The organism is Paenibacillus sp. GCM10023250, assembly GCF_042653205.1.
In the GTDB taxonomy this organism is placed as follows: domain Bacteria; phylum Bacillota; class Bacilli; order Paenibacillales; family Paenibacillaceae; genus Paenibacillus_Z.
The window spans coordinates 25,860-44,946 of record NZ_JBHSHY010000009.1 but is presented as its reverse complement, the minus strand read 5'-3'; the positions used below and the strand labels follow the sequence as shown (position 1 = coordinate 44,946).

At 57.4% G+C, this 19,087-nt stretch carries 15 protein-coding genes; 14 read left to right on the top strand and 1 reads right to left on the bottom strand.

The window, feature by feature from the left end; all coding sequences use genetic code 11:
• The first annotated feature begins 65 nt into the window (after positions 1–65).
• The 3 genes from ACFPB1_RS10025 to ACFPB1_RS10015 all read left to right on the top strand — a co-directional run bounded on the left by ACFPB1_RS10025 (position 66) and on the right by ACFPB1_RS10015 (position 5,189).
• A complete protein-coding gene (locus ACFPB1_RS10025; protein WP_379224631.1) occupies positions 66–1,577 on the top strand; it encodes a glycoside hydrolase family 43 protein in 1,512 nt (503 codons plus the stop codon).
• Positions 1,578–1,798: 221 nt separating this feature from the next.
• Positions 1,799–2,668 (top strand): helix-turn-helix transcriptional regulator, encoded by an 870-nt coding sequence (locus tag ACFPB1_RS10020; protein ID WP_379224629.1) that lies wholly within the window; start codon positions 1,799–1,801, stop codon positions 2,666–2,668.
• A 364-nt stretch (positions 2,669–3,032) separates the two neighbouring features.
• Positions 3,033–5,189, top strand: coding sequence for an ADP-ribosylglycohydrolase family protein (locus tag ACFPB1_RS10015; RefSeq protein WP_379224627.1), 2,157 nt, complete (start codon positions 3,033–3,035; stop codon positions 5,187–5,189).
• A 147-nt stretch (positions 5,190–5,336) separates the two neighbouring features.
• On the opposite strand, the gene ACFPB1_RS10010 is transcribed toward ACFPB1_RS10015, so the two are convergent.
• Positions 5,337–5,990 (bottom strand): alpha/beta fold hydrolase, encoded by a 654-nt coding sequence (locus ACFPB1_RS10010; protein ID WP_379224625.1) that lies wholly within the window; start codon positions 5,988–5,990, stop codon positions 5,337–5,339.
• Positions 5,991–6,247: 257 nt separating this feature from the next.
• On the opposite strand from ACFPB1_RS10010, the gene ACFPB1_RS10005 reads away from it, so the two are divergent.
• The 11 genes from ACFPB1_RS10005 to ACFPB1_RS09955 all read left to right on the top strand — a co-directional run bounded on the left by ACFPB1_RS10005 (position 6,248) and on the right by ACFPB1_RS09955 (position 19,065).
• The gene (locus ACFPB1_RS10005; RefSeq protein WP_379224623.1) at positions 6,248–7,090 is read left to right on the top strand and encodes a helix-turn-helix domain-containing protein; all 843 of its coding nucleotides are present in this window, start codon (positions 6,248–6,250) and stop codon (positions 7,088–7,090) included.
• A gap of 290 nt (positions 7,091–7,380) precedes the next feature.
• Positions 7,381–9,354: an ABC transporter substrate-binding protein gene (locus ACFPB1_RS10000; protein WP_379224621.1), complete on the top strand. Its 1,974-nt coding sequence runs from the start codon at positions 7,381–7,383 to the stop codon at positions 9,352–9,354.
• Positions 9,355–9,395: 41 nt separating this feature from the next.
• Positions 9,396–10,397, top strand: a complete 1,002-nt coding sequence (locus ACFPB1_RS09995) for an ABC transporter permease (RefSeq protein ID WP_379224619.1) — start codon at positions 9,396–9,398, stop codon at positions 10,395–10,397.
• 2 nt (positions 10,398–10,399) lie between these two features.
• A complete protein-coding gene (locus tag ACFPB1_RS09990; protein WP_379224617.1) occupies positions 10,400–11,254 on the top strand; it encodes an ABC transporter permease in 855 nt (284 codons plus the stop codon).
• A gap of 41 nt (positions 11,255–11,295) precedes the next feature.
• Positions 11,296–12,291 (top strand): ABC transporter ATP-binding protein, encoded by a 996-nt coding sequence (locus ACFPB1_RS09985; RefSeq protein WP_379224615.1) that lies wholly within the window; start codon positions 11,296–11,298, stop codon positions 12,289–12,291.
• Complete coding sequence (locus tag ACFPB1_RS09980) at positions 12,288–13,400, top strand: ABC transporter ATP-binding protein (RefSeq protein WP_379224613.1); 1,113 nt, start codon at positions 12,288–12,290, stop codon at positions 13,398–13,400. Before ACFPB1_RS09985 ends, ACFPB1_RS09980 begins: the two co-directional genes overlap by 4 nt.
• Positions 13,400–13,639 carry a hypothetical protein gene (locus ACFPB1_RS09975; protein WP_379224611.1) on the top strand — a complete coding sequence of 80 codons (240 nt, stop codon included), beginning with the start codon at positions 13,400–13,402 and terminating at the stop codon, positions 13,637–13,639. Before ACFPB1_RS09980 ends, ACFPB1_RS09975 begins: the two co-directional genes overlap by 1 nt.
• A 308-nt stretch (positions 13,640–13,947) precedes the next feature.
• Positions 13,948–15,687, top strand: coding sequence for an ABC transporter ATP-binding protein (locus tag ACFPB1_RS09970; RefSeq protein ID WP_379224608.1), 1,740 nt, complete (start codon positions 13,948–13,950; stop codon positions 15,685–15,687).
• Positions 15,668–17,500, top strand: coding sequence for an ABC transporter ATP-binding protein (locus tag ACFPB1_RS09965; RefSeq protein ID WP_379224606.1), 1,833 nt, complete (start codon positions 15,668–15,670; stop codon positions 17,498–17,500). The genes ACFPB1_RS09970 and ACFPB1_RS09965 overlap by 20 nt, the downstream gene beginning before the upstream one ends.
• Before the next feature lie 94 nt (positions 17,501–17,594).
• The gene (locus tag ACFPB1_RS09960; RefSeq protein ID WP_379224604.1) at positions 17,595–18,518 is read left to right on the top strand and encodes a phosphotransferase family protein; all 924 of its coding nucleotides are present in this window, start codon (positions 17,595–17,597) and stop codon (positions 18,516–18,518) included.
• Between the two features lie 115 nt (positions 18,519–18,633).
• On the top strand, positions 18,634–19,065 hold the full coding sequence (locus ACFPB1_RS09955) for a hypothetical protein (protein ID WP_379224602.1): 432 nt from the start codon (positions 18,634–18,636) through the stop codon (positions 19,063–19,065).
• Positions 19,066–19,087 lie beyond the last annotated feature (22 nt).

The window sequence follows — 19,087 nt, the reverse complement described above, 5'->3', positions numbered from 1 at the left end:
AGCAGAAGAACCGGGAAGCGCGGCCGGAGTCAGAACTTAAGTAGAGTAGGAGAGCGATCAAACGCATGCAGTATCACAATCCCGTTATTAGCGGTTTCCACCCGGATCCCAGCATATGCCGCGTGGGCGAAGACTATTATCTGGTAACCAGCTCGTTCGAATATTTTCCGGGCGTGCCCTTATTCCACAGCAACGATCTCGTTCATTGGGAGCAGATCGGGCATGTCTTGACGCGGACGGGGCAGCTGGATCTCAGCCGAGCCGGAAGCTCGGGCGGCATCTATGCGCCGACGATTCGGCATCGGAACGGCGTGTTCTACATGACTACGACCAACGTGTCCGGCGGGGGGAATTTCTACGTCTACGCGACAGACCCGCGCGGCGAGTGGTCGGACCCCATCTTCGTGGATCAGCCGGGGATTGATCCCGACTTGTTCTTCGACGAGGACGGCACCGTCTATTACACGACGTCCCATGATGCGCAGGGGCAAGGCGCGTACCAGAGCCGGATCGATATCCGGACGGGGGAGCGCTTATCCGACGTCCGCTTGCTCTGGCGGGGAACCGGCGGTCAATATCCGGAGGCGCCGCATCTCTATCGCATCGGTGAATGGTATTATCTCTTGCTCTCGGAAGGCGGTACGGAATACGGGCACATGGTGACCGTGGCGAGAAGCGCGAGACCGGACGGTCCCTTCGACGCTTGTCCGCATAATCCGATCCTGACCCATCGCAGCCGATTGAAGCCGATTCATGCCACCGGCCACGCCGACCTCGTGCAAGGGCCGGATGGCGGCTGGTGGGCCGTGTTCCTGGGCATCCGCCCGGCCGGTTATCCCGCCCGCCATCATATGGGCCGGGAGACGTTCCTGGCTCCCGTGACGTGGACGGAAGACGGCTGGCCCATCATCGGCGATGCCGGCACGATCGGAGAGACGATGCCGGCGGGCAATCTCCCGCTGCGGCCGCGGACGGAGGAGGCGGCGCGAGAAGACTTCGATCGGGAGGCGCTTGCCCCCTGCTGGAATTTCCTGCGTTCGCCGGATCCGCGGAATTGGTCGCTTACCTCGAAGCCGGGAAGCCTGACGCTCTTCGGCTCGGAGGCGACGTTGAACGATGCGGGCATCGTGGCCTTCGTCGGGCGAAGACAGCAGCACTTCTCGTTCCGGGCACGCGCGCACTTGACCTTCGCGCCCGAGCGGGACGGCGAAGAAGCGGGACTCGCCGTGTATATGAACGAGCGCTTCCACTACGAGATCGCCATCGTGCGGCAGGCGGGCACGCGCAAGCTGCTCTTTCGCAGAAGGCTCGGCACGCTATGGAAGGTGGAGAACGAGATGCCATGGCCGGCCGACTCGGTCGTATTGAGCATCCAAGCCGATGCCAGCGAGTATCGTTTCGGCTTCTCCGAAAGCGAGGCATGCGCTCCCGTTCCGTTCGGTCAAGGGGAATGCAGCATGCTGGCCACGGAAGTCGCGGGAGGGTTCACGGGCGTCTTTATCGCCATGTACGCGACGGGCGGCGGCATGCGCTCGGTTACGCCGGCTTATTTCGACTGGTTGGATTACGAGGCCTAGACGCGGCCATCGTTTGCGAAATAATCAAAGAGCTCCGTCCTCTGCGTGAGCAGGGTTTCGTCTTGCGAGGCAGGGAGCATACGGGCATCCATCATATGCCAAGAACGAATCGGCCGGTTCGTTCTTGGCATTTTCGTTTTGTCCGCCTTATGATAGGTATATCCGCTGAGGGAGCCAGGTTAGCTCAGCAACCTTACCATGATGAGAGAGGACAAGGTTCGATGGAGTTTCGCTACGAGTTCGAGAAGGATCTCCCTGTCCTGATCCAGGAATGGACGCCCAGTACCATGGTCGAAACCTTCCATTGGCATACGCCTCTGGAGATCGGCTACTGTCAATCGGGGAAGGGCTGGTTTTATTTCGGGGACAAGACATTCCGCGTCATGCCGGGAGACATATACGTCGTCAACAATATGGAACGCCACATTGCGCAGTCGGATGCGGACGATCCGAGCCGGTACTTGTTTCTCTACTTCGATCCGGAATTCATCGAGCAGGGCGAGAAGGAGCTGCTCCTTCCGTTCGTGTACAATCCGGGCCAATTCCGCAACCAAATCTCGTCCGGTACGCCGACGGCCAAGGCCATCGGGGCGTTGGTCATGTCCATGGAGGAGGAGTGCCGCGAGCGGCGGACCGGCTATAAAAGCATGATTCGCGGCGGGCTGCTGCAGATCTGCGCCCTGCTCCTGCGGCATTACGGCTTGGATACGCCGAGAGACGAGATCAACCGGATCTTCAATCAATACCATATGCTGCAGCCGGCGCTCAGCTTGATGAAAGAGCGGTTTCGCGAGCCGATCGCGCTTGAGGACGTTGCCCGCGTGCTCTTGCTCAGCCCGTCGCGGACACGCCATTTATTCAAGGAGATCCTGGGCGAAGGGTTCAAAGCGTATCTGACCCAATTGCGCATCAATGAGGCCAAACGGCTGCTGATCACGACCGCGCTGCCAGTGACGGAGATCTGCCTGCAGTGCGGCTTCCAGAGCTTTACTCCCTTCTACCGGGCGTTCCGGCAGATTGTCGGGCAATCGCCGCAGGATTACCGGGAGCGGGCCTCCGTTCTGGCGGTGCTTGCCGGAACGGGGGAATGACCAGCAAGTTTCGCGCCTGCCTTTGCGCCTGCCATTTCGCCTGCCATTGGCAGGTTTTTTATTTAGCCGTTTTTGGCAATCAAAGGGCTGTAATTGGCAAGCCAAGTCTTCTCGCGCAATGGTACGATAATACTGAAAAATGTAAGCGGTTAACTAAGCCAAGATCGACGGCGCGGGTGAGCTGCAAATTCTGTGGCGGGTGCTGGTGCCGATCCTGAGGCCGTCGATGACCGTCGTCGTCGTGCCGCTGCTGCTGATCTATTACTTCGCGCAGCGGAATTTGATCGGCGGCATCGCCAGCATGGGCATCAAAGGCTAGAACTAGCCCGAATGACTCAATAGAGAAGGGACGACGCACAAACGAATGAAACCAACCTTATTAAGCCCCGATTATCCGGAGCGAGTCTACGCAGGCTGGCTCGGCAAAGTAATCGGCGTCCGCCACGGCGGCAACATCGAGCAATGGACTTACGAGCGAATCGCGCGCACCTTCGGCGAGATTACGGGCTACCTGCACACGTTCAAAAATTTCGCAGCCGATGACGATACGAACGGACCGATGTTTTTTCTCCGGGCGCTCGAGGACTATACGTACACCAGCGACATCACGCCTGAGCAGATGGGCCTGACTTGGCTGAACTACGCGCCGGACGGCCACGGCTTCTACTGGTGGGGCGGCTACGGCAAGTCAACGGAGCACACCGCCTATCAGAACTTGAAGTATGGCATCATGGCGCCCCGCTCCGGCTCGATCGAGCAGAACGGCGCCGCGGTGGCGGAGCAGATCGGCGGGCAAATCTTCATTGACGTATGGGGACTCATCGCCCCGGGCAACCCGCGGCTGGCCGCCGAATATGCGGAGAAGATCGCGAGCGTGTCGCATGACGGCAACGGCAAATACGGCGGCATGTTCATCGCTGCCTGCATTGCGGCCGCTTTCGACAGAAGCGATATGCATGAGATTCTGGAGGCCGGTCTGTCCGTGATACCGGCGGATTGCGAGTTCGCGCGGATGGCGCGGGACGTGATCCGCTATCATGCGGAGCAGCCGTCCGACTGGCGCGAGGCCTATCATTATGTCAACGCCCACTTCGGCTACCATCTGTATCCGGGCGAATGCCACATCATTCCGAACGCCGCCGTGATCGTCCTCTCGCTGCTCTACGGCGAAGGCGATTTCTCCAAGGCTATCAATATCTGCAATATGTGCGGCTGGGACACCGACTGCAATGTGGCGAACGTCGGCACCATCATTGGCGTGCGCAACGGCCTGGACGGCATTGACCGCAGCTGGCGCGAGCCAATCAATGATTTTCTGTGCTGCTCCAGCGTCATCGGCACCTTGAACATGCTGGACCTCCCGTGGTGCGCTTCCTATATCGCCGGCTTCGGCTACAAAATCGCGGGCGCGGACATTCCGGCCAAGTGGCGGCCAATCCTGCTCGGCGACAGGCCGCGCTTCCACTTCGAGTATCCTGGTTCCACGCATGCCTTCCGCACGGACTGGGACGCAAGCGAAGCGCATGTGACGGCCGTCGTATCCGGGACGACGGAGGCTGCCGCGACCGGCGAGCGCTCGCTTAAAGCGGTCTTTGACCGCGTGCGCGGCGGGTACGGGTATCGGGTATATTACCAGACGTACTACAGGCCGCAGGACTTTAACGACAGCCGGTACGACCCGAGCTTCTCGCCGCTGCTCTATCCGGGACAGACGGTTGAAGCGAAAGTCATGGCGCCTGGCTTCAACGGGGTGGGAGTGAAGGCCAGGCTGTACGTGAAGGACATTAATGCCGACCGGCGGCATTACGGCGACACGGTCGACCTGGCTTCCGGGGTGTGGACGGCGCTTCGGCTGGATCTGCCGGCCATGGAGAACGTCTGCCTAGGCGAGGCGGGGGTCGAATTCATTCCGACGGCAGGCTGGGGAGGCAGCCTGGTCGTCTACCTGGACGACGTGCATTTCTCCGGCGAACCGCACTACGCCGTGGACTTCCGCTATGAGAGAATGGAACGTTGGCGCGGGCTTCATCAGGAAGTGAGCCAGTGTACCTACCTCCGAGGCCTATGGGCGCTCGAGAACGGCGAGCTGTCGGGCAGCTACAGCGGCGAGCCTGCCGAGTGCTATACCGGCGATCTCAAGTGGCGGGACTACGCGTTCGAAGCAGTCGTACGGCCCATGACGGGCGGCGATCACCGCGTCCTCGTGCGCGTGCAGGGCGGCATCCGCGCCTATGCGGCAAGCTTGTTCGAAGGGAACAGGCTCGTCTTCTTCAAAAACGAGAACGGCTACCGGGAATTGGCGTCGGTACCGTTCGAATGGACGGCGGGCCGCGAGTACGTCATCGCCGTGAGAGCGGAGGGCGCCCGATTCACGGTCAGCGTGGACGGCGTGAAGCTGCTCGAAGCCGAGGATGCCGACCGGCCGTATCTCACCGGACAGATCGGGCTTGGCAACGCAGGAGGAAGCCATACCCATTTCCGCAGTTATAAGGTTACGCGGCTTCCTTCCGCTGCGACATGAAATAGCAGTTCGGCCTAACGCGGCAGGCGAGTTGTCCCGTTGAACGATAGCAATAGCAAAGAATCGGCAGCCTTGGAGGGCTGCCGATTCTGCATGAATGGGAGATTAACGAGGATGAAGCATGGAACGTATCGCGGATCAGGCCATTTACAAAGCGTGCCGGAGCAGCCATTCGTACAATTCCGGATTCGCGTACGTTTCCGTCCAAGAGTCATGCTCAGCCTCCGGGTAGACGGTCAATTTCACGTTGCCTCCGATCGTTTGCAGCGCTTCGACCATCTTCTCCGATTCGGAGAGCGGCACGACGTTATCTTGCGCCCCGTGAAAGACCCAGACCGGCGTTTCCTTCAGCGGCTCGACCCGCTGCGGATTGCCTCCCCCGCAAATCGGAACGACGGCGGCGAACCGGTCAGGATGAGCGGCGCCTAACTGCCATGCCCCATAGCCTCCCATGCTCAGCCCTGTCAAATAGACCCGGGTCGTATCGACATGGTACCTCGCCATGATCTCGTCAAGCAGGGGGATCAGGGCATCCATCTCGGCGCCCCAAAAAGAATCCTCCGGACACTGCGGCGACACCGCGATGAACGGGAAATCGGGTTGCTGCCGTGCGAGCTTCGGGATTCCGTGAACGGCTACGCGCTCCACGTTGTCGCCGCGCTCGCCGGAACCGTGCAGAAACAAGATCAGCGGCCACCTTTTAGCAGCCTCTTGCTCGTAGCCGTCCGGGAGATGCAGTAAATAGTTTAACGATACTTTCTTCAGGATCTCTTTCTCCATCCGATGGGAAGTTTGCGTCATCTAGGCACTCTCCTTGTCAGAAATTCCTTTAATTTCTTTATTGTAACACATATAATGAGGTTGACAATTCTGTGAACATTTCTGCACAAATTCGCTCAATGCATTTACCAAACTATGAAAATAGCGTATTGTTGTTCATGCTCCGATCCTTTTATTGGATGTTACAGGGACTGCCGTTCACGCCATTGTATAAGTTAATATAACTCGCCTGAGGGAGAGCAGGTGTCCCTTACATCTACAAAGGGCAGGGATCGTTGATGGACAGCGGATTTATAGAGGGCATCTGTAATTTTTCCACCGATCCGTCGAAACGGGATAATGGAGAAGGACGATTTCAGACTCATTCCCATAAGACTGCCGAGGTTACGCTCCTGATGCACGGTCAAGGCTACTACGCATCCGGTGAGCAGAATATGGAGGTCGCGCCTTGCGATCTCTTGCTGATTCCGGCGGATCTGAAGCACAGCTATGTCTGCACGAAAGCATGGGAAGGCTACTCCTTGCACGTCTATGAGCAGTACATTCCGCCATACTGCCAGTACCTAATGTCGCTTGCCTTCTCCCAGCGGCCCGGCTTGATTCTGAAAGCGGCTCTCCATCCCTCCGCGATGGAGCGGTCGTTGACGGCTATGCGGCAGATTGAAGAAGAGTGCAGGCGGGAGGAGCAAACCGATTATTCGAACGATCTGCTCCGCAATGCATTGGAGTCGCTCCTGCTCGCTTACCACACCGAGGTCGAAGAGACGCGGCACGCCGAGCCGAACGGCGACAATCCGGAAGAACACCTGCTTCAGGACGCGCTTAAGGAGATTCACCAAAACTATCACACGTCTCTCAAAGTATCGGCGCTTGCTGCAAGCCACTTCTTGTCCGAGAGCATGTTTCGAAAAAAGTTTGCTGACCGCTTCGGCGTCTCGCCCAAGCAGTACATCATATCGCTAAGGATTGACGAGGCCAAGCGTCTGCTCGAGACTTCGCGCAAGCCCGTTGAATTCATCGCGTCGGAAGTCGGCTTCAGCTCCTCCAGCCGCTTCCATGATCTCTTCATTAAGCATGTGGGCATGACGCCGCTGGAATGGAGGAGAAACGGCAGTCCGTAAGCGGAGCTTCCTGGCCGCGCCTGTAATCGGTCTATACAATGAATGAAGCACCCCTTGAAAGCCTCTGCATAGAGGCTTTTTGTGTTTGTTTTGTGATTGTCGCGCGCCTCTGGCAAAGAATCATGATCGTGATTTTCGACCGTCGAAAACAGTGAGAATGTTGTCTTTTTCGGCGGTTTTATGTAAGCGTTTTTATAAACATGGCATTCCTTCGGGCCGCTATAATGAGGAGATTCCAGGATTTCACAAGTGAATGCGTTGAGAAGATCATCAAGGACGGGAGGACCTTCATGAACCTCTGGAGTAGACGAAAGCGCGTATCGGCCATGTGCGTATCCGCTGTGCTGGGAGCATCGGTCATGCTCTCCGGCTGCGGCGCCTCCGCGCAAGGACTGGTAGATCGTCTGAATGCAGGCGATGTCAACGATCTGCGGCAGCCCATTCCAACCGAGCAGCTGAAGTACAACAAGGACAAGATTTTCCATGGATTGGGCGGTTGGCCCAAACCGCCGCTGTATCAGGGCAACCCCTTCGGGTCCGGCGGCATCGGGGATACGAACAACCGTTACATGTACGAAGGCTTGTTTTTCTTCATCCGGTCCATGAACAATGTGTACAATCTGCTGGCGGAATCCAGCGAGGAGAGCGACGGGACGACGACCGTGCACTTGCATCGCAACGTCAAGTGGCATGACGGCGCTCCGTTCACCAGCAAGGACGTGTGGGCGTACTACCGGTTGAATAACGGGGCCGAAGTAACGAAGTATCTCACCTCCATCGAGATACCGGACGACTATACGGTCGTCTTCCATTGGATGAAACCGGCGCCGTATCCCGAGCTGAGGAAGCTTCTCCTTGCGCAGGATCTTCAGGGCCAAATACCGTACCACATCTACAAGCCATACGTGGATAAGGCCGATGCTTTGTTGAAGGAAGCGAAACCGCTTACAGACAAATCCAAGGAAGGCCCGTTTAACCTCGACATTACCGATGAGCTCAGCAAACGACTCGCCTTGAATTGGAATGAATTTACCCGCTCCGGCCCGAAAATCCCGGTAGGGACCGGCCCTTATCAATTCGAAAAAGTCACGACGACGGATATGCTGCTGGATAAGTTCGAGGACTACTGGCGGCCGAACGCGGTCAACTTCGACAAAATATGGCTCAAAAACGTGCCGGAGCTGTCCGCTCAATACGCGCTGGTCAAAGCAGGCAAGCTCGACTGGTACGACGGGACTCCGCCCAAGGATATTCTCGAGTCGCTGCTCAAGCAGAATAAAAATTTGCTTCACTATCGGATGTTTGATCCGGCGAGCGTCGGGCTCATGTACAACATCCGCAACAAACCGTTCGATAACATCAAGTTCCGGCAAGCGCTTACCTATGTGCTGGATAAGAGCAAGCTGAGAGAGATCGGGAATTACTACGGCCAGGAGAACCCGAAAATCTCCATGACGGGCATCATGCCTTCTTCCCTGGCGAAGGAAGTGGACGCTTCCGTACTCGATCGGATGACGGATTATACGCACAATCCGGACAAGGCTGCGGCGCTCCTGACGGAAATCGGCTGGAAGAAGGGCAATGACGGGCTGTGGCACGATCCGGAGGGCAAGGTGCCTGCATTCATCATCGGGGCGCCGAACAACTGGGCGCCCGGCGTGAATTCGGCGCAGATCGCCGCAGAGCAGCTGACCAAATTCGGGATACCGACCAAGCTTAAAGCCGTGGACAGTACGATCTATTACGCCAATGCGGATAAAGGGCAGTATGACATGTCCATGGACTGGGTTGACGTCTCCTGGGGCTTCCAGAATCCTTGGAGCTCGATGCGGGTGCTGTACTGGCAAGGAACGAAGACGAAGGTCGGGTTCCCGAACGTCATGAAGAAGGATGCGGAAGGGAATGAAGTGGATACCGGCAAGCTGGATCTCAAAGTAAAGGGGATCGACGGCAAAATCTACGATATCGACAAAGAAATGAAACGCTATCCCTTCGTGCAGGACGAACAGGAACGCCGGCAAATGATCGGGAATTTGGCTTGGATCGCCAACGAGAACTGCTGGGGGGTGAATTTCTTCCAAAACACGACGGGCGCTTGGATCAATACGAAGACGATGGCGGGCAACTACCCCATGATGGATGAGATCGTCAAGTACGACCGGGATATGCCTTTGGCTGCGGATCCGGAAGATCAGCTGGCCATCACCCATTTGAATCATGGCTTCAACTCGACTTATATGCCGGAGGAATACTGGCCTCGCTAATACCGCAAGTCCTCATGTTAGCCTTCTGGAGGTGACGGGAAATGAGCCTGAAAGGGATCTGTAAACGAATTGGCGTCTCCTTGATAACCGTCTGTCTGGCGATGCTGCTCACATTCGTCCTGCTGCGGATGACGCCGGGCAATGCCATCGATTCATGGGCACGGGATTATGCCCTGCAGCGGGGGATGAGTCTGGATGAAGCGTACCGCCAGATTACCGCGATGATTAACTATGATCCGAATGAGCCGATCTTCGCCCAGCTGGGGCGCTACTTAGGCGGGCTGCTGCACGGCAATCTGGGCATGTCGATGATCTACCAGAACGTATCGGTGAACGAGATTATCGCCAATGCGCTGCCGTGGACGTTGTTTGTGCTTAGCGTGTCGCTGGTCGTCAGCTTTCTGATCGGGATTAACTTGGGGGCGATGATGGCCTTCAAGCGCAAGACGATCCTCGATCCGATTATTTCGATCTATGCCATTCTGACTTCTTCGGTGCCCAATTTCATTGTAGGCCTTTTGCTGCTCGTTATATTTGCCTTCCAATTCGGCTGGTTCCCCGTGAATGGGGCGTATGATCCGATCGTGGAACCGGGATTTAACTTCCCCTTCATTCTGAATGTGCTCTATCACGGCGCGCTGCCGATCCTCACCTACGTCATTACGACGATCGGCACATGGGCACTGACCATGAAGGGAAGCGCAGTGAACGTGCTTGGAGAAGATTATATCGTGGCCGCGGGCATTCGGGGCGTATCCGAAAGAACGCTCATGAGCCAATATATCAAACGCAACGCCATGCTGCCGCTGATTACGACGCTGGCCGTGAATTTCGGGTTCATGCTGGGCGGTTCCCCGCTGATCGAGAACGTCTTCAGCTACCCCGGCATGGGCTACTATATCGGGCAAGCGACGCAGCAGCGCGACTATACGTTGATGCAGGGCTTACTGCTCGTGACCAGCGTGGCGGTTATTCTGGCGAACCTGGCCTCGGATCTGATCTACGCCAAATTGGATCCGCGCGTCAAGCTTGAGGAGGGGTGAGCATGAGCCAAGGCTTTATCGACTTTTGGCAGACGATGTACCGCAACAAGAAGGCGTTCTCGGGACTCGTTATTTTGGCCATTTTTATTATGATGGCGATCTTCGGGCCGATGCTGACGAGCCTGGACATGACGGTTAATTTCGAAGGACGCTACGAGAGCCCTTCCTTCAGCCATTGGTTGGGCACGGATTATGGCGGACGCGATACGTTCCTGCAGCTGGTCTATGGCTCCCGGGATGTGCTGTCCATCGGTCTGTTCGCCGCCTTGTTCACGCTGGTTCTTGGTTTTGTCATAGGCGCGGTTGCCGGTTTCGCCGGGGGCAAGACGGATACGGCGCTGATGTTCGTCACGAACCTGTTTCTCACCGTGCCGAGCTTTCCGGTCCTCATGATCGTCGCGGCGCTCGTGCAGATCAAAAATCCGGTGATGTTCTCGTTCATTCTGGCCGCCTGGTCCTGGGCGCCGCTAGCCAGGGCGATCCGCTCCCAGCTGCTCTCGCTCAAGAACCGGGAATTCATCGTGGCCTGCCGGATCATGGGGCTCAAGATGCCTTACATCCTGTCCCGCGAAATTCTGCCGAACTTGACGCCTTATTTGGCCATTAACTTCATCATGGCCGCCCAAGGCGCGATCGTCGCCAGCGTCGGTCTGATGATGCTCGGTCTGGCTCCGTACTCGCCGACCAACTGGGGCATGATGATCCAGCTGGCGGTTCAAAACACCGGAGGCATCTTCAACCCTAAGGGATACATCTATCTGATATCGCCGATTATGTGCCTCGGGTTGTTTCAGATGGCCTGCATCTTCTTCAGCAACGGTCTGGAGGAAGCGCTCAATCCTAGGCTCAGATCATGACGGCAGGGCACAAAATTCCGCTGTGACAAAGGAGTGGTACGATGAAGCCATTGGTGGAAGTCAGGGGGCTGACCATCGAGTTCCCCATGCGGGCCGGCCTTCTCCGGGCAGTGAACGACGCCGATTTCGTCATCCCGGAAGGCCAGATCACCGCCCTCGTCGGCGAGAGCGGCAGCGGCAAATCGACGATGGCATCGGCGATCATGCGGGCCATCGCGGTCCCGGGACGGGTGGCGAAGGGCTCGATTCAGTTTGACGGGCACGATGTGATGAGCCTCGGCAAGAAGCAGCTTCAGACTTACAAGTGGGAGCAAGCGGCGATGGTGTTTCAGGCGGCTCAGAATGCGCTCAACCCGGTTATGCGGATCAAAGATCAAATGGTCGAGACGTTCCGCGCCCATTCTAAGACATTGACGGAGAAGCAGATGCTGGATAAAGCCCGCAGCCTGCTCGATTACGTCAGACTGGAACCGGACCGGGTGCTGCACGCCTTCCCCCATGAACTGTCCGGAGGGATGAAGCAGCGGGTAATGATCGCCTTCAGTCTGCTGCTCGATCCGCGGCTGGTCATTCTGGATGAGCCGACGACGGCGCTGGATGTCATTACGCAGGCGTATATCTTCGATATCCTCACCAAAATTCATAAGGATATGAACATAACGATGCTGCTGCTCACGCATGATATCGGCGTGGTCGCCAAGGTTGCCGACCGCGTTGGCGTCATGTATGCGGGGAATGTGGTGGAAGCGGGCAGCGTGTACGAGATGTTCAAGCGGCCCAAGCATCCGTATACCGAGAAATTAATGAAGGCAGTCCCCAGTCTCTACCAGGATCTCGCGGAGCGCGAGGGCATTCCCGGGTCTCCGCCGGATCTCTTGAACATGCCGCCGGGGTGTCCGTTCGCGCCCCGCTGCGAATTTGCGCTCGACGCATGCGGCGCGAGCAGTCCGGTCAAGGTATACTCGCCGACGGGACATGAAGTCGCCTGCCATCTATACCCTAATCCCGATTCGATCTCGGAGGTGCGTACATCGTGAACACGATCCATCTCGAACATGAGCGCGGGACCAGGCAGCATCTCCGGGAAGTGTCTCGCCCGGCCGGCCCGGAAGCGTTGATGCGTCTGGATAACGTCAGCCTGTATTATGAACGCGATCAGGGGATGTTTGCCGCGCCGCAGAAGATCGGCGCCGTCGTGAATGTCAGCTTGACGATTCATCCCGGTGAAATCATAGCCCTTGTAGGCGAGAGCGGCTGCGGAAAAACAACGCTTGGCAGCATCATAACGGGGATGCTCAAGCCGACCGCCGGCAAACTGCTGTATAAGGGAGAGGACGTTGCCAGGCTGAGCGGGGATAAAATGAGGGACTTTCGCAGCGGCGTGCAGCTGGTCCAGCAGGATTCCTATGCCGCGCTTAACCCGATGCGGACGATCTACCAGTCCTTGTCGTCGCCGATCCTCCAACGCAAAATGGTCAAGGGCCGGAAAGCGGCCCGCGCCCGCGTCGTCGAATTGCTGCAAACCGTAGGCTTGACGCCGCCCGAACGGTTCCTGGACAAATATCCGCATCAGCTCTCCGGCGGTCAGCGCCAGCGGATTCTGATGGCCAGGGCGATATCGCTGAATCCCAAAATTATCGTCGCCGACGAGCCGGTCTCCATGATCGACGTGTCCCTGCGGATCTCCATTCTGAATATGATGGCTGAACTCAACCGCAAGCTGGACATTGCGATCATCTATATCACGCATGATCTGGCGACGGCCCGTTATATCGCGGGCAGAGGCAGGATGGCCGTCATGTATCTCGGGCGCGTGATGGAGCTCGGCGGGGTCGATGAAGTGCTCCGTCATCCCAAGCATCCTTACCTGCAAGCACTGCTCTCGGCGGTACCGACGCCGGATCCCGACATCGCCAAGGCGATGACAGAGCTGCCGCTGCGCAGCTTGGAGATGCCGAGCGCGGCCCGTCCTCCGTCGGGCTGCCGATTCCACCCGCGGTGTCCGATGGCAACCGGCTGGTGCTCGACCGAAGAGCCTCAGCTGCGCGCTGTCGGTTCCGAGGAGGCGGCCTGTCACTATGCGGAGGAGGCGCATGATCAATGGCAGCGTAAAATGGCCGAGCTCGGCGTCATTAAGAGTCCATGATGGGTGATTTTCAGGCCTTATCCAAAATCGTGCTATCGATGTCGCTCGTCCTGCTGCTTCTGTGCTTCGTCTCGCTGACAGCGGTCCAGCCGGGGACAGGGCCCTATGTGGTGGTCGTGTTGTCCGTGTGGATCAACGGCTGTCTCTCCGGCTGTATCATCCTGCTATCGCTCTGGCGCCGCATACGCGAAGCGAAGCGTTCCAAGCTGGAAGAGGCGGAAGGGCAGGAGCGGGAATAGTCAATATAATCCCCCTATTGTTAATAGGGAGAACAGTCTATTACCGCTAGCCCATTTCGGCAAAAAATCCCTTGCGTGTAAACAAGAGATCCATGACTTCCGCAAAGGAGGTTTCAGAGGCTTCTTGTTTCTCGAAGGGTTTTTTTGCGTCCGATCAGCCTGCCGACTGCAAGTTTATCGATTTCCCGATCGCCCTAACACATAGAATATGTATATAATGAGAGGAAGTGGACATTAGGCAATTGGTAGAATGACGCTGCAAAAGCTGCACAGGCAAAGAGTTCATCACTTGGCGGAGGAACACAGGCATGATCAACATGATGCGTTTTTTGGGGAAATACAAGGTTGCGGCCGGGATGGCTGTCGTGATGGCGCTGGTAGAGCTGGCGGTGGAGCTGATTCAGCCTTATCTCATCTCGGTCATTATTGATGAAGGCATCACGCAGAAGGATACGGCGGTGGTGCTGCTGTGGGGCGGAATATTGGTCGGGGGCTCGGTTGCCGCATTCGCCGCCGGCATTCTGAGTTCTTTTTTTGCCTCGCATGCCAGCCAGGGGTTTGCGTTCGATGTCCGGGAAGCGCTGTACACCAAGGTGCAGGAGTACGCCTATCCGGTGTTTAACCGCTTTGCCGCCTCCTCGCTCATCACCCGGTTAACGAATGACGTGACGCAGCTTCAGGACACGGTATTCATGGGTCTGAGGTTCATGCTGCGCATGCCGCTGGTCGTCATCGGGAGCATCCTAATGGCGCTCGTCGTGCACGCGCAGCTGGGATTTCTGCTTGCCCTGACCGTTCCCGCGCTGCTCGTGTTCGTCGTGTGGATCATGAAGCGAGCGTCGGTGTTATTCAAGAAGGTCCAACTGCGGCTGGATGCGCTGAACCGACTCATGCAGGAGAATCTGTCCGGCATGCGGCTGATCCGCGTGTTTGTCCGGCGCGAACAAGAAGCGGGCCGTTTTGCGCGGCAGAGCCGGGAATTAATGCAGAGTACGGTCTCCGCCCTGCGCCTGACGGAGATTACGATGCCATTCATCCTGCTCATCATGAACGCAGGCATTATAGCTGTGCTATGGTTCGGGCATCAGCAGATCGGCATGGGGACCGCGACGGCGGGCGAGGTGGTGGCGGTGGTGAATTATTCGCTCCGCACGGCGGGTGCCCTGTCGGCGTTCTCCATGATTGTGGCGGTCTTCTCCAGAGCGCGCGCGTCTGCCCAGCGGGTGGACGAAGCGCTGGCTACGGACAGCGAAGCGCCGGTCAGGCCGAACGGGAGTCCCGAAGGACGGTGCGCAGGGGGGATCGAGTTCGAGCAGGTATCCTTCCGCTACCCGCGCTCGGAGGCATGCGTGCTGGCGGATATTAGCTTCAAGGTCCGTCCGGGCGAGACCGTGGCGATCCTGGGGGCGACCGGCTCGGGCAAATCCTCGCTGATGCAGCTCGTGCTGCGCCTGTATGAGGAAACCGCCGGGGTTGTTCGCATCGACGGACGGAATGCCCGCGAGCTGGACCCGGACTACCTGCACCGCTCTATCGGCTACGTCTCCCAGGAGGTGCTGCTGTTCTCCGGCACGATACGCGATAATATCGCGTGGGGCTTGGAGGAGGCCAGTATGGAGCAGGTCATCGAAGCGGCTAAACTGGCGCAAATTCACGAGACGATCGAGAAGCTGCCGGATCGGTACGATACCCTGCTCGGACAGCGGGGCATCAATCTCTCCGGGGGACAGAAGCAGCGGCTGTCCATCGCCCGCGCCTTAATCCGCAAGCCGGCGATTCTGCTGCTCGACGACAGCACCAGCGCGCTCGATGTGCGCACGGAAGCGGCCCTGCTGCAGGCGCTCAAGGGCATGAACTGCACGACGCTCCTGATTACGCAGAAGATCAGCTCCACGATCGGGGCGGATCTGATCTTGCTGCTGGACGAGGGCAGCCTCCTTGCGCAGGGCACCCACGGGCAGCTGATCGCCAGCAGCGACTTGTACCGGCGAATCTACGAATCCCAATACGGGAAGGAGAGAGCAGATTATGTGGGAAGCGTTACGTGAACCCTTCCGGTATCCCGGGCCGCTCGCGCAAGACGCCGCATCCGGCGCTTCCCCGGCGGGCAAGCCGGCCAAGACCCAGGCGAAGGATTGGCAGGGAACGCTCAGACGGATATGGCGTTACCTGTCCCACCGGCGAGGCATGCTGCTGCTCGTCATGCTGCTGGTCATCGCCAGCTGCGGGCTGACGCTGCTCGGTCCGTATCTGATCGGAATGGCCATCGACGATTATTTGGCGGGACCGGGCGGCAGGCCATGGCTGTTGTTTCTGCTCGGATTGTCGTGCATCTACGTGCTTCAGTCCATCACGGGCTGGCTGCAAAATATAGGGATGATTCAGATCGCCCAGGAAACCGTGCTGAGGATGCGCACCGATCTCTTCGCGCAGCTGCATCGCCTGCCGATCCCGTTCTTCGGGAAGAACCGTCAGGGCGATCTCATGAGCCGCATGACCAACGATATCGACAGCGTGAGTTCTACGCTCAACAGCTCGGCGATCCAGCTGCTATCCAGCGTGCTGATGCTGGCGGGCACGGTCGTCGTCATGCTGCTGCTCAGTCCGCTGCTTACGCTGCTCACCTTCTTGGTGGTGCCGCTGATGGGGCTCGGCATGCGCTGGATTACGCGGCGGACGGGCGCGCTGTTCAAGGAACGTCAGCGGAATTTGGGCGAATTGAACGGATTCGTGGAAGAGACGCTGTCCGGTCAGCGGATTATCAAAGCGTTCTCCCAGGAAGCGCGGGTCATTCGAGCGTTCCATGAACGCAATGTGCGCCTCAAGCATGCGGGATTCTGGGCGCAGACCATATCGGGCTTCATCCCCAAATTAATGAACGGTCTCAACAATCTGAGCTTCGCGATTATTGCCTGCGTCGGCGGAATATTGGCCATCCGCGGGGCGATAACCGTCGGGGTCATTATCGTTTTTGTCGAGTACGCCCGGCAGTTCACCAGACCGCTGAACGATCTGGCCAACCAGTGGAATACCCTCTTGTCCGCCATCGCGGGAGCCGAGCGGGTATTCGAAATCGTGGACGAACGGGAAGAAGACGCGGACGAGGGTACGGCCGTTGCGCTCGATGCCGTCGCGGGTGCGGTCGTCTTCCACAAGGTGTCCTTCGCATACGAAGCGGGAAGGCATACGCTGAAGGAGATCAGCTTCGAGGCGAAGCCCGGCGAGACGATCGCGATCATCGGTCCTACCGGAGCCGGCAAGACGTCGCTGATTCAGCTGCTCTCCCGTTTCTATGATGCGGATGCGGGGACGATCACGCTGGACGGGCGGGACATCCGGACGATCCGGCGGGAAAGCCTCCGCTCCCATATGGCCTTCGTGCTGCAGGATTCCTTCTTGTTCGAAGGCACGATCCGCGACAATATCCGGTATGGCAAGCTTGACGCGACCGACAGCCAGGTGGAAGAGGCCGCCAAGCTCGCCAATGCCCATTCCTTCATTATGCGGCTGTCCGGCGGATATGACCGGGTGCTGGCTGCCGATGGCAGCGGCATCAGTCAGGGGCAGCGGCAGCTGCTTGCCATCGCGCGCGCCATTTTGGCCGATCCGGCCATTCTCGTGCTGGACGAGGCGACGAGCAGCATCGATACCGTGTCCGAGATCAAAATCCAGGAGGGATTAAAGCGGTTAATGAAGGGACGAACGTGCTTCGTCATCGCCCACAGGCTGAACACGATCCGCGAGGCGGACCGCATCCTGGTGTTAAAGGATGGATGTCTGGTGGAGCAGGGGCCTCATGAAGAGCTGTTGGGCAAGCAAGGGCTGTATAGCGATCTGTATCATGGTCAACCGGAGCAGTAAGCGGTGCAGGCGGAAGCATGGTTAGGCGTTGGCCGTGGGGGAACCCTGTTCATCCACGGCTGCGCGATATCCAGGATGAACGGGAGATGGGACGATGACTGCCTATGAGAAGCCTAGCTTGACCCCTAGAGAGATCGAGGACGTGTTACGGAATCATTTCGGAACGGGCGTAACCGAGATTACGCCGATGGCCGGCGGCAACTTGAGCAGCGTGTTTTCCTTCGTCCATGAGGGAAAAGGGTATTGCGTGAAATTCAGCGATCTGGCTGGCGCGTACGAGACGGAACGCTATGTTGCCGACCTGCTTTCGGGCCAAGGCATTCCTTTTCCGAAATGTCTGAAGCTTGGCATGACGGGCCGGCTAGCGTATGCGATCATGGAGCGTATGGAAGGACGCAATCTAGCGGATTGCACGGAGGAGGAACAGACCCGTCAATTGCCGGAATTGATCGGCATCCTGACGCGACTGGCCGACGTGGAAGTCGGGGCAACATCCGGGTACGGGTGGATTGGGCCGGATGGTAACGGAGCCTACGCTTCGTGGAAGGAATTCGTCGTGGCCTTCAATGCGGAAGACCAGACCGGGACGTTCTGGGAGAACTGGCATGACCTCTATCGCAAGTCGTGCTTGGAAAAAGACGTCTACGATGAAATTTATAATCGCTTAATGGCCTGCATTCATTATAACGAATCGCATAGGGGATTTATCCACGGAGATTTTCACCAGTGGAACATTTTGTCGGACGGTACGCGGATTACCGGCATCATTGACGGCAATTGCATGTACGGCGATAGCCTCGTGGACCTCGCCATTCTCGACCGGCATCTGCCTAGGAGCGGCGTCATTCAGACGTATCTGGATTACCAAGCCCGAGCGGGGGCAGTGATTCCGAATTTCAAGGAGCGGCTGCTCGGCGCCTATTATTTCAAGGGGCTTGATGGGCTTCGCTTCTATGCGAAGATGGGATGGAAAGAGGCCTATCAAGGTACGCGGCAGTTTCTGCTGAATCTGGCTTGAGCGGCGGAGCACCTGTCAAGGTTATGAGACTATAGCGCTTTCCATCAAGCTGCAGCGGATCGAATGTCCGGTTGCAGCTTTATTAATGATATAGAGAGGATGATAGATAAAAGATATGAAATTCAAGATTCCGTTCCTGATAGTTTCAATACTGATAGTTGTAATTGCTGCTGTGTTGTTCATTCAGCATCAGTCGAATCGGACGCAAATTATTACGGATCCGGCAAAAATGCAAAGTTGCGATGATACTGGCATCTTTCAAACATTATCCGGCATATCAACGAAAGCTTGGGGTTTCGGTACTAGTGGTAATATGATGTTTACCGGTTCTGTCGTATGCATCTACAATAGTTTTGGCAAGCCCACAATTAGCAGCATTGCAATCACAAAAAATAAAAGGGAAGCCCGGATTTATGTTCAAACGGATCATAGGATATTGAACCAAGCACGCGTAGCGGTTATTTTACCTCATATAAATACCGTGCAGGTGGTTGACTCAGAAACGAAATCCAGTTTCAATATCTACCCCGATGCATTCGGGGATTAAGCTAAAGGAGAAGCTTGGAGGC

Coding starts and splice junctions, on each gene's coding strand:
- ACFPB1_RS09965 (WP_379224606.1), top strand. CDS start 15,668: ATGTGGGAAGCGTTACGTGAACCCTTCCGGTATCCCGGGCCGCTCGCG.
- ACFPB1_RS10010 (WP_379224625.1), bottom strand. CDS start 5,990: ATGACGCAAACTTCCCATCGGATGGAGAAAGAGATCCTGAAGAAAGTA.
- ACFPB1_RS09985 (WP_379224615.1), top strand. CDS start 11,296: ATGAAGCCATTGGTGGAAGTCAGGGGGCTGACCATCGAGTTCCCCATG.
- ACFPB1_RS09970 (WP_379224608.1), top strand. CDS start 13,948: ATGATCAACATGATGCGTTTTTTGGGGAAATACAAGGTTGCGGCCGGG.
- ACFPB1_RS09955 (WP_379224602.1), top strand. CDS start 18,634: ATGAAATTCAAGATTCCGTTCCTGATAGTTTCAATACTGATAGTTGTA.
- ACFPB1_RS09990 (WP_379224617.1), top strand. CDS start 10,400: ATGAGCCAAGGCTTTATCGACTTTTGGCAGACGATGTACCGCAACAAG.
- ACFPB1_RS09995 (WP_379224619.1), top strand. CDS start 9,396: ATGAGCCTGAAAGGGATCTGTAAACGAATTGGCGTCTCCTTGATAACC.
- ACFPB1_RS10025 (WP_379224631.1), top strand. CDS start 66: ATGCAGTATCACAATCCCGTTATTAGCGGTTTCCACCCGGATCCCAGC.
- ACFPB1_RS09960 (WP_379224604.1), top strand. CDS start 17,595: ATGACTGCCTATGAGAAGCCTAGCTTGACCCCTAGAGAGATCGAGGAC.
- ACFPB1_RS09975 (WP_379224611.1), top strand. CDS start 13,400: ATGGGTGATTTTCAGGCCTTATCCAAAATCGTGCTATCGATGTCGCTC.
- ACFPB1_RS10005 (WP_379224623.1), top strand. CDS start 6,248: ATGGACAGCGGATTTATAGAGGGCATCTGTAATTTTTCCACCGATCCG.
- ACFPB1_RS10015 (WP_379224627.1), top strand. CDS start 3,033: ATGAAACCAACCTTATTAAGCCCCGATTATCCGGAGCGAGTCTACGCA.
- ACFPB1_RS10000 (WP_379224621.1), top strand. CDS start 7,381: ATGAACCTCTGGAGTAGACGAAAGCGCGTATCGGCCATGTGCGTATCC.
- ACFPB1_RS10020 (WP_379224629.1), top strand. CDS start 1,799: ATGGAGTTTCGCTACGAGTTCGAGAAGGATCTCCCTGTCCTGATCCAG.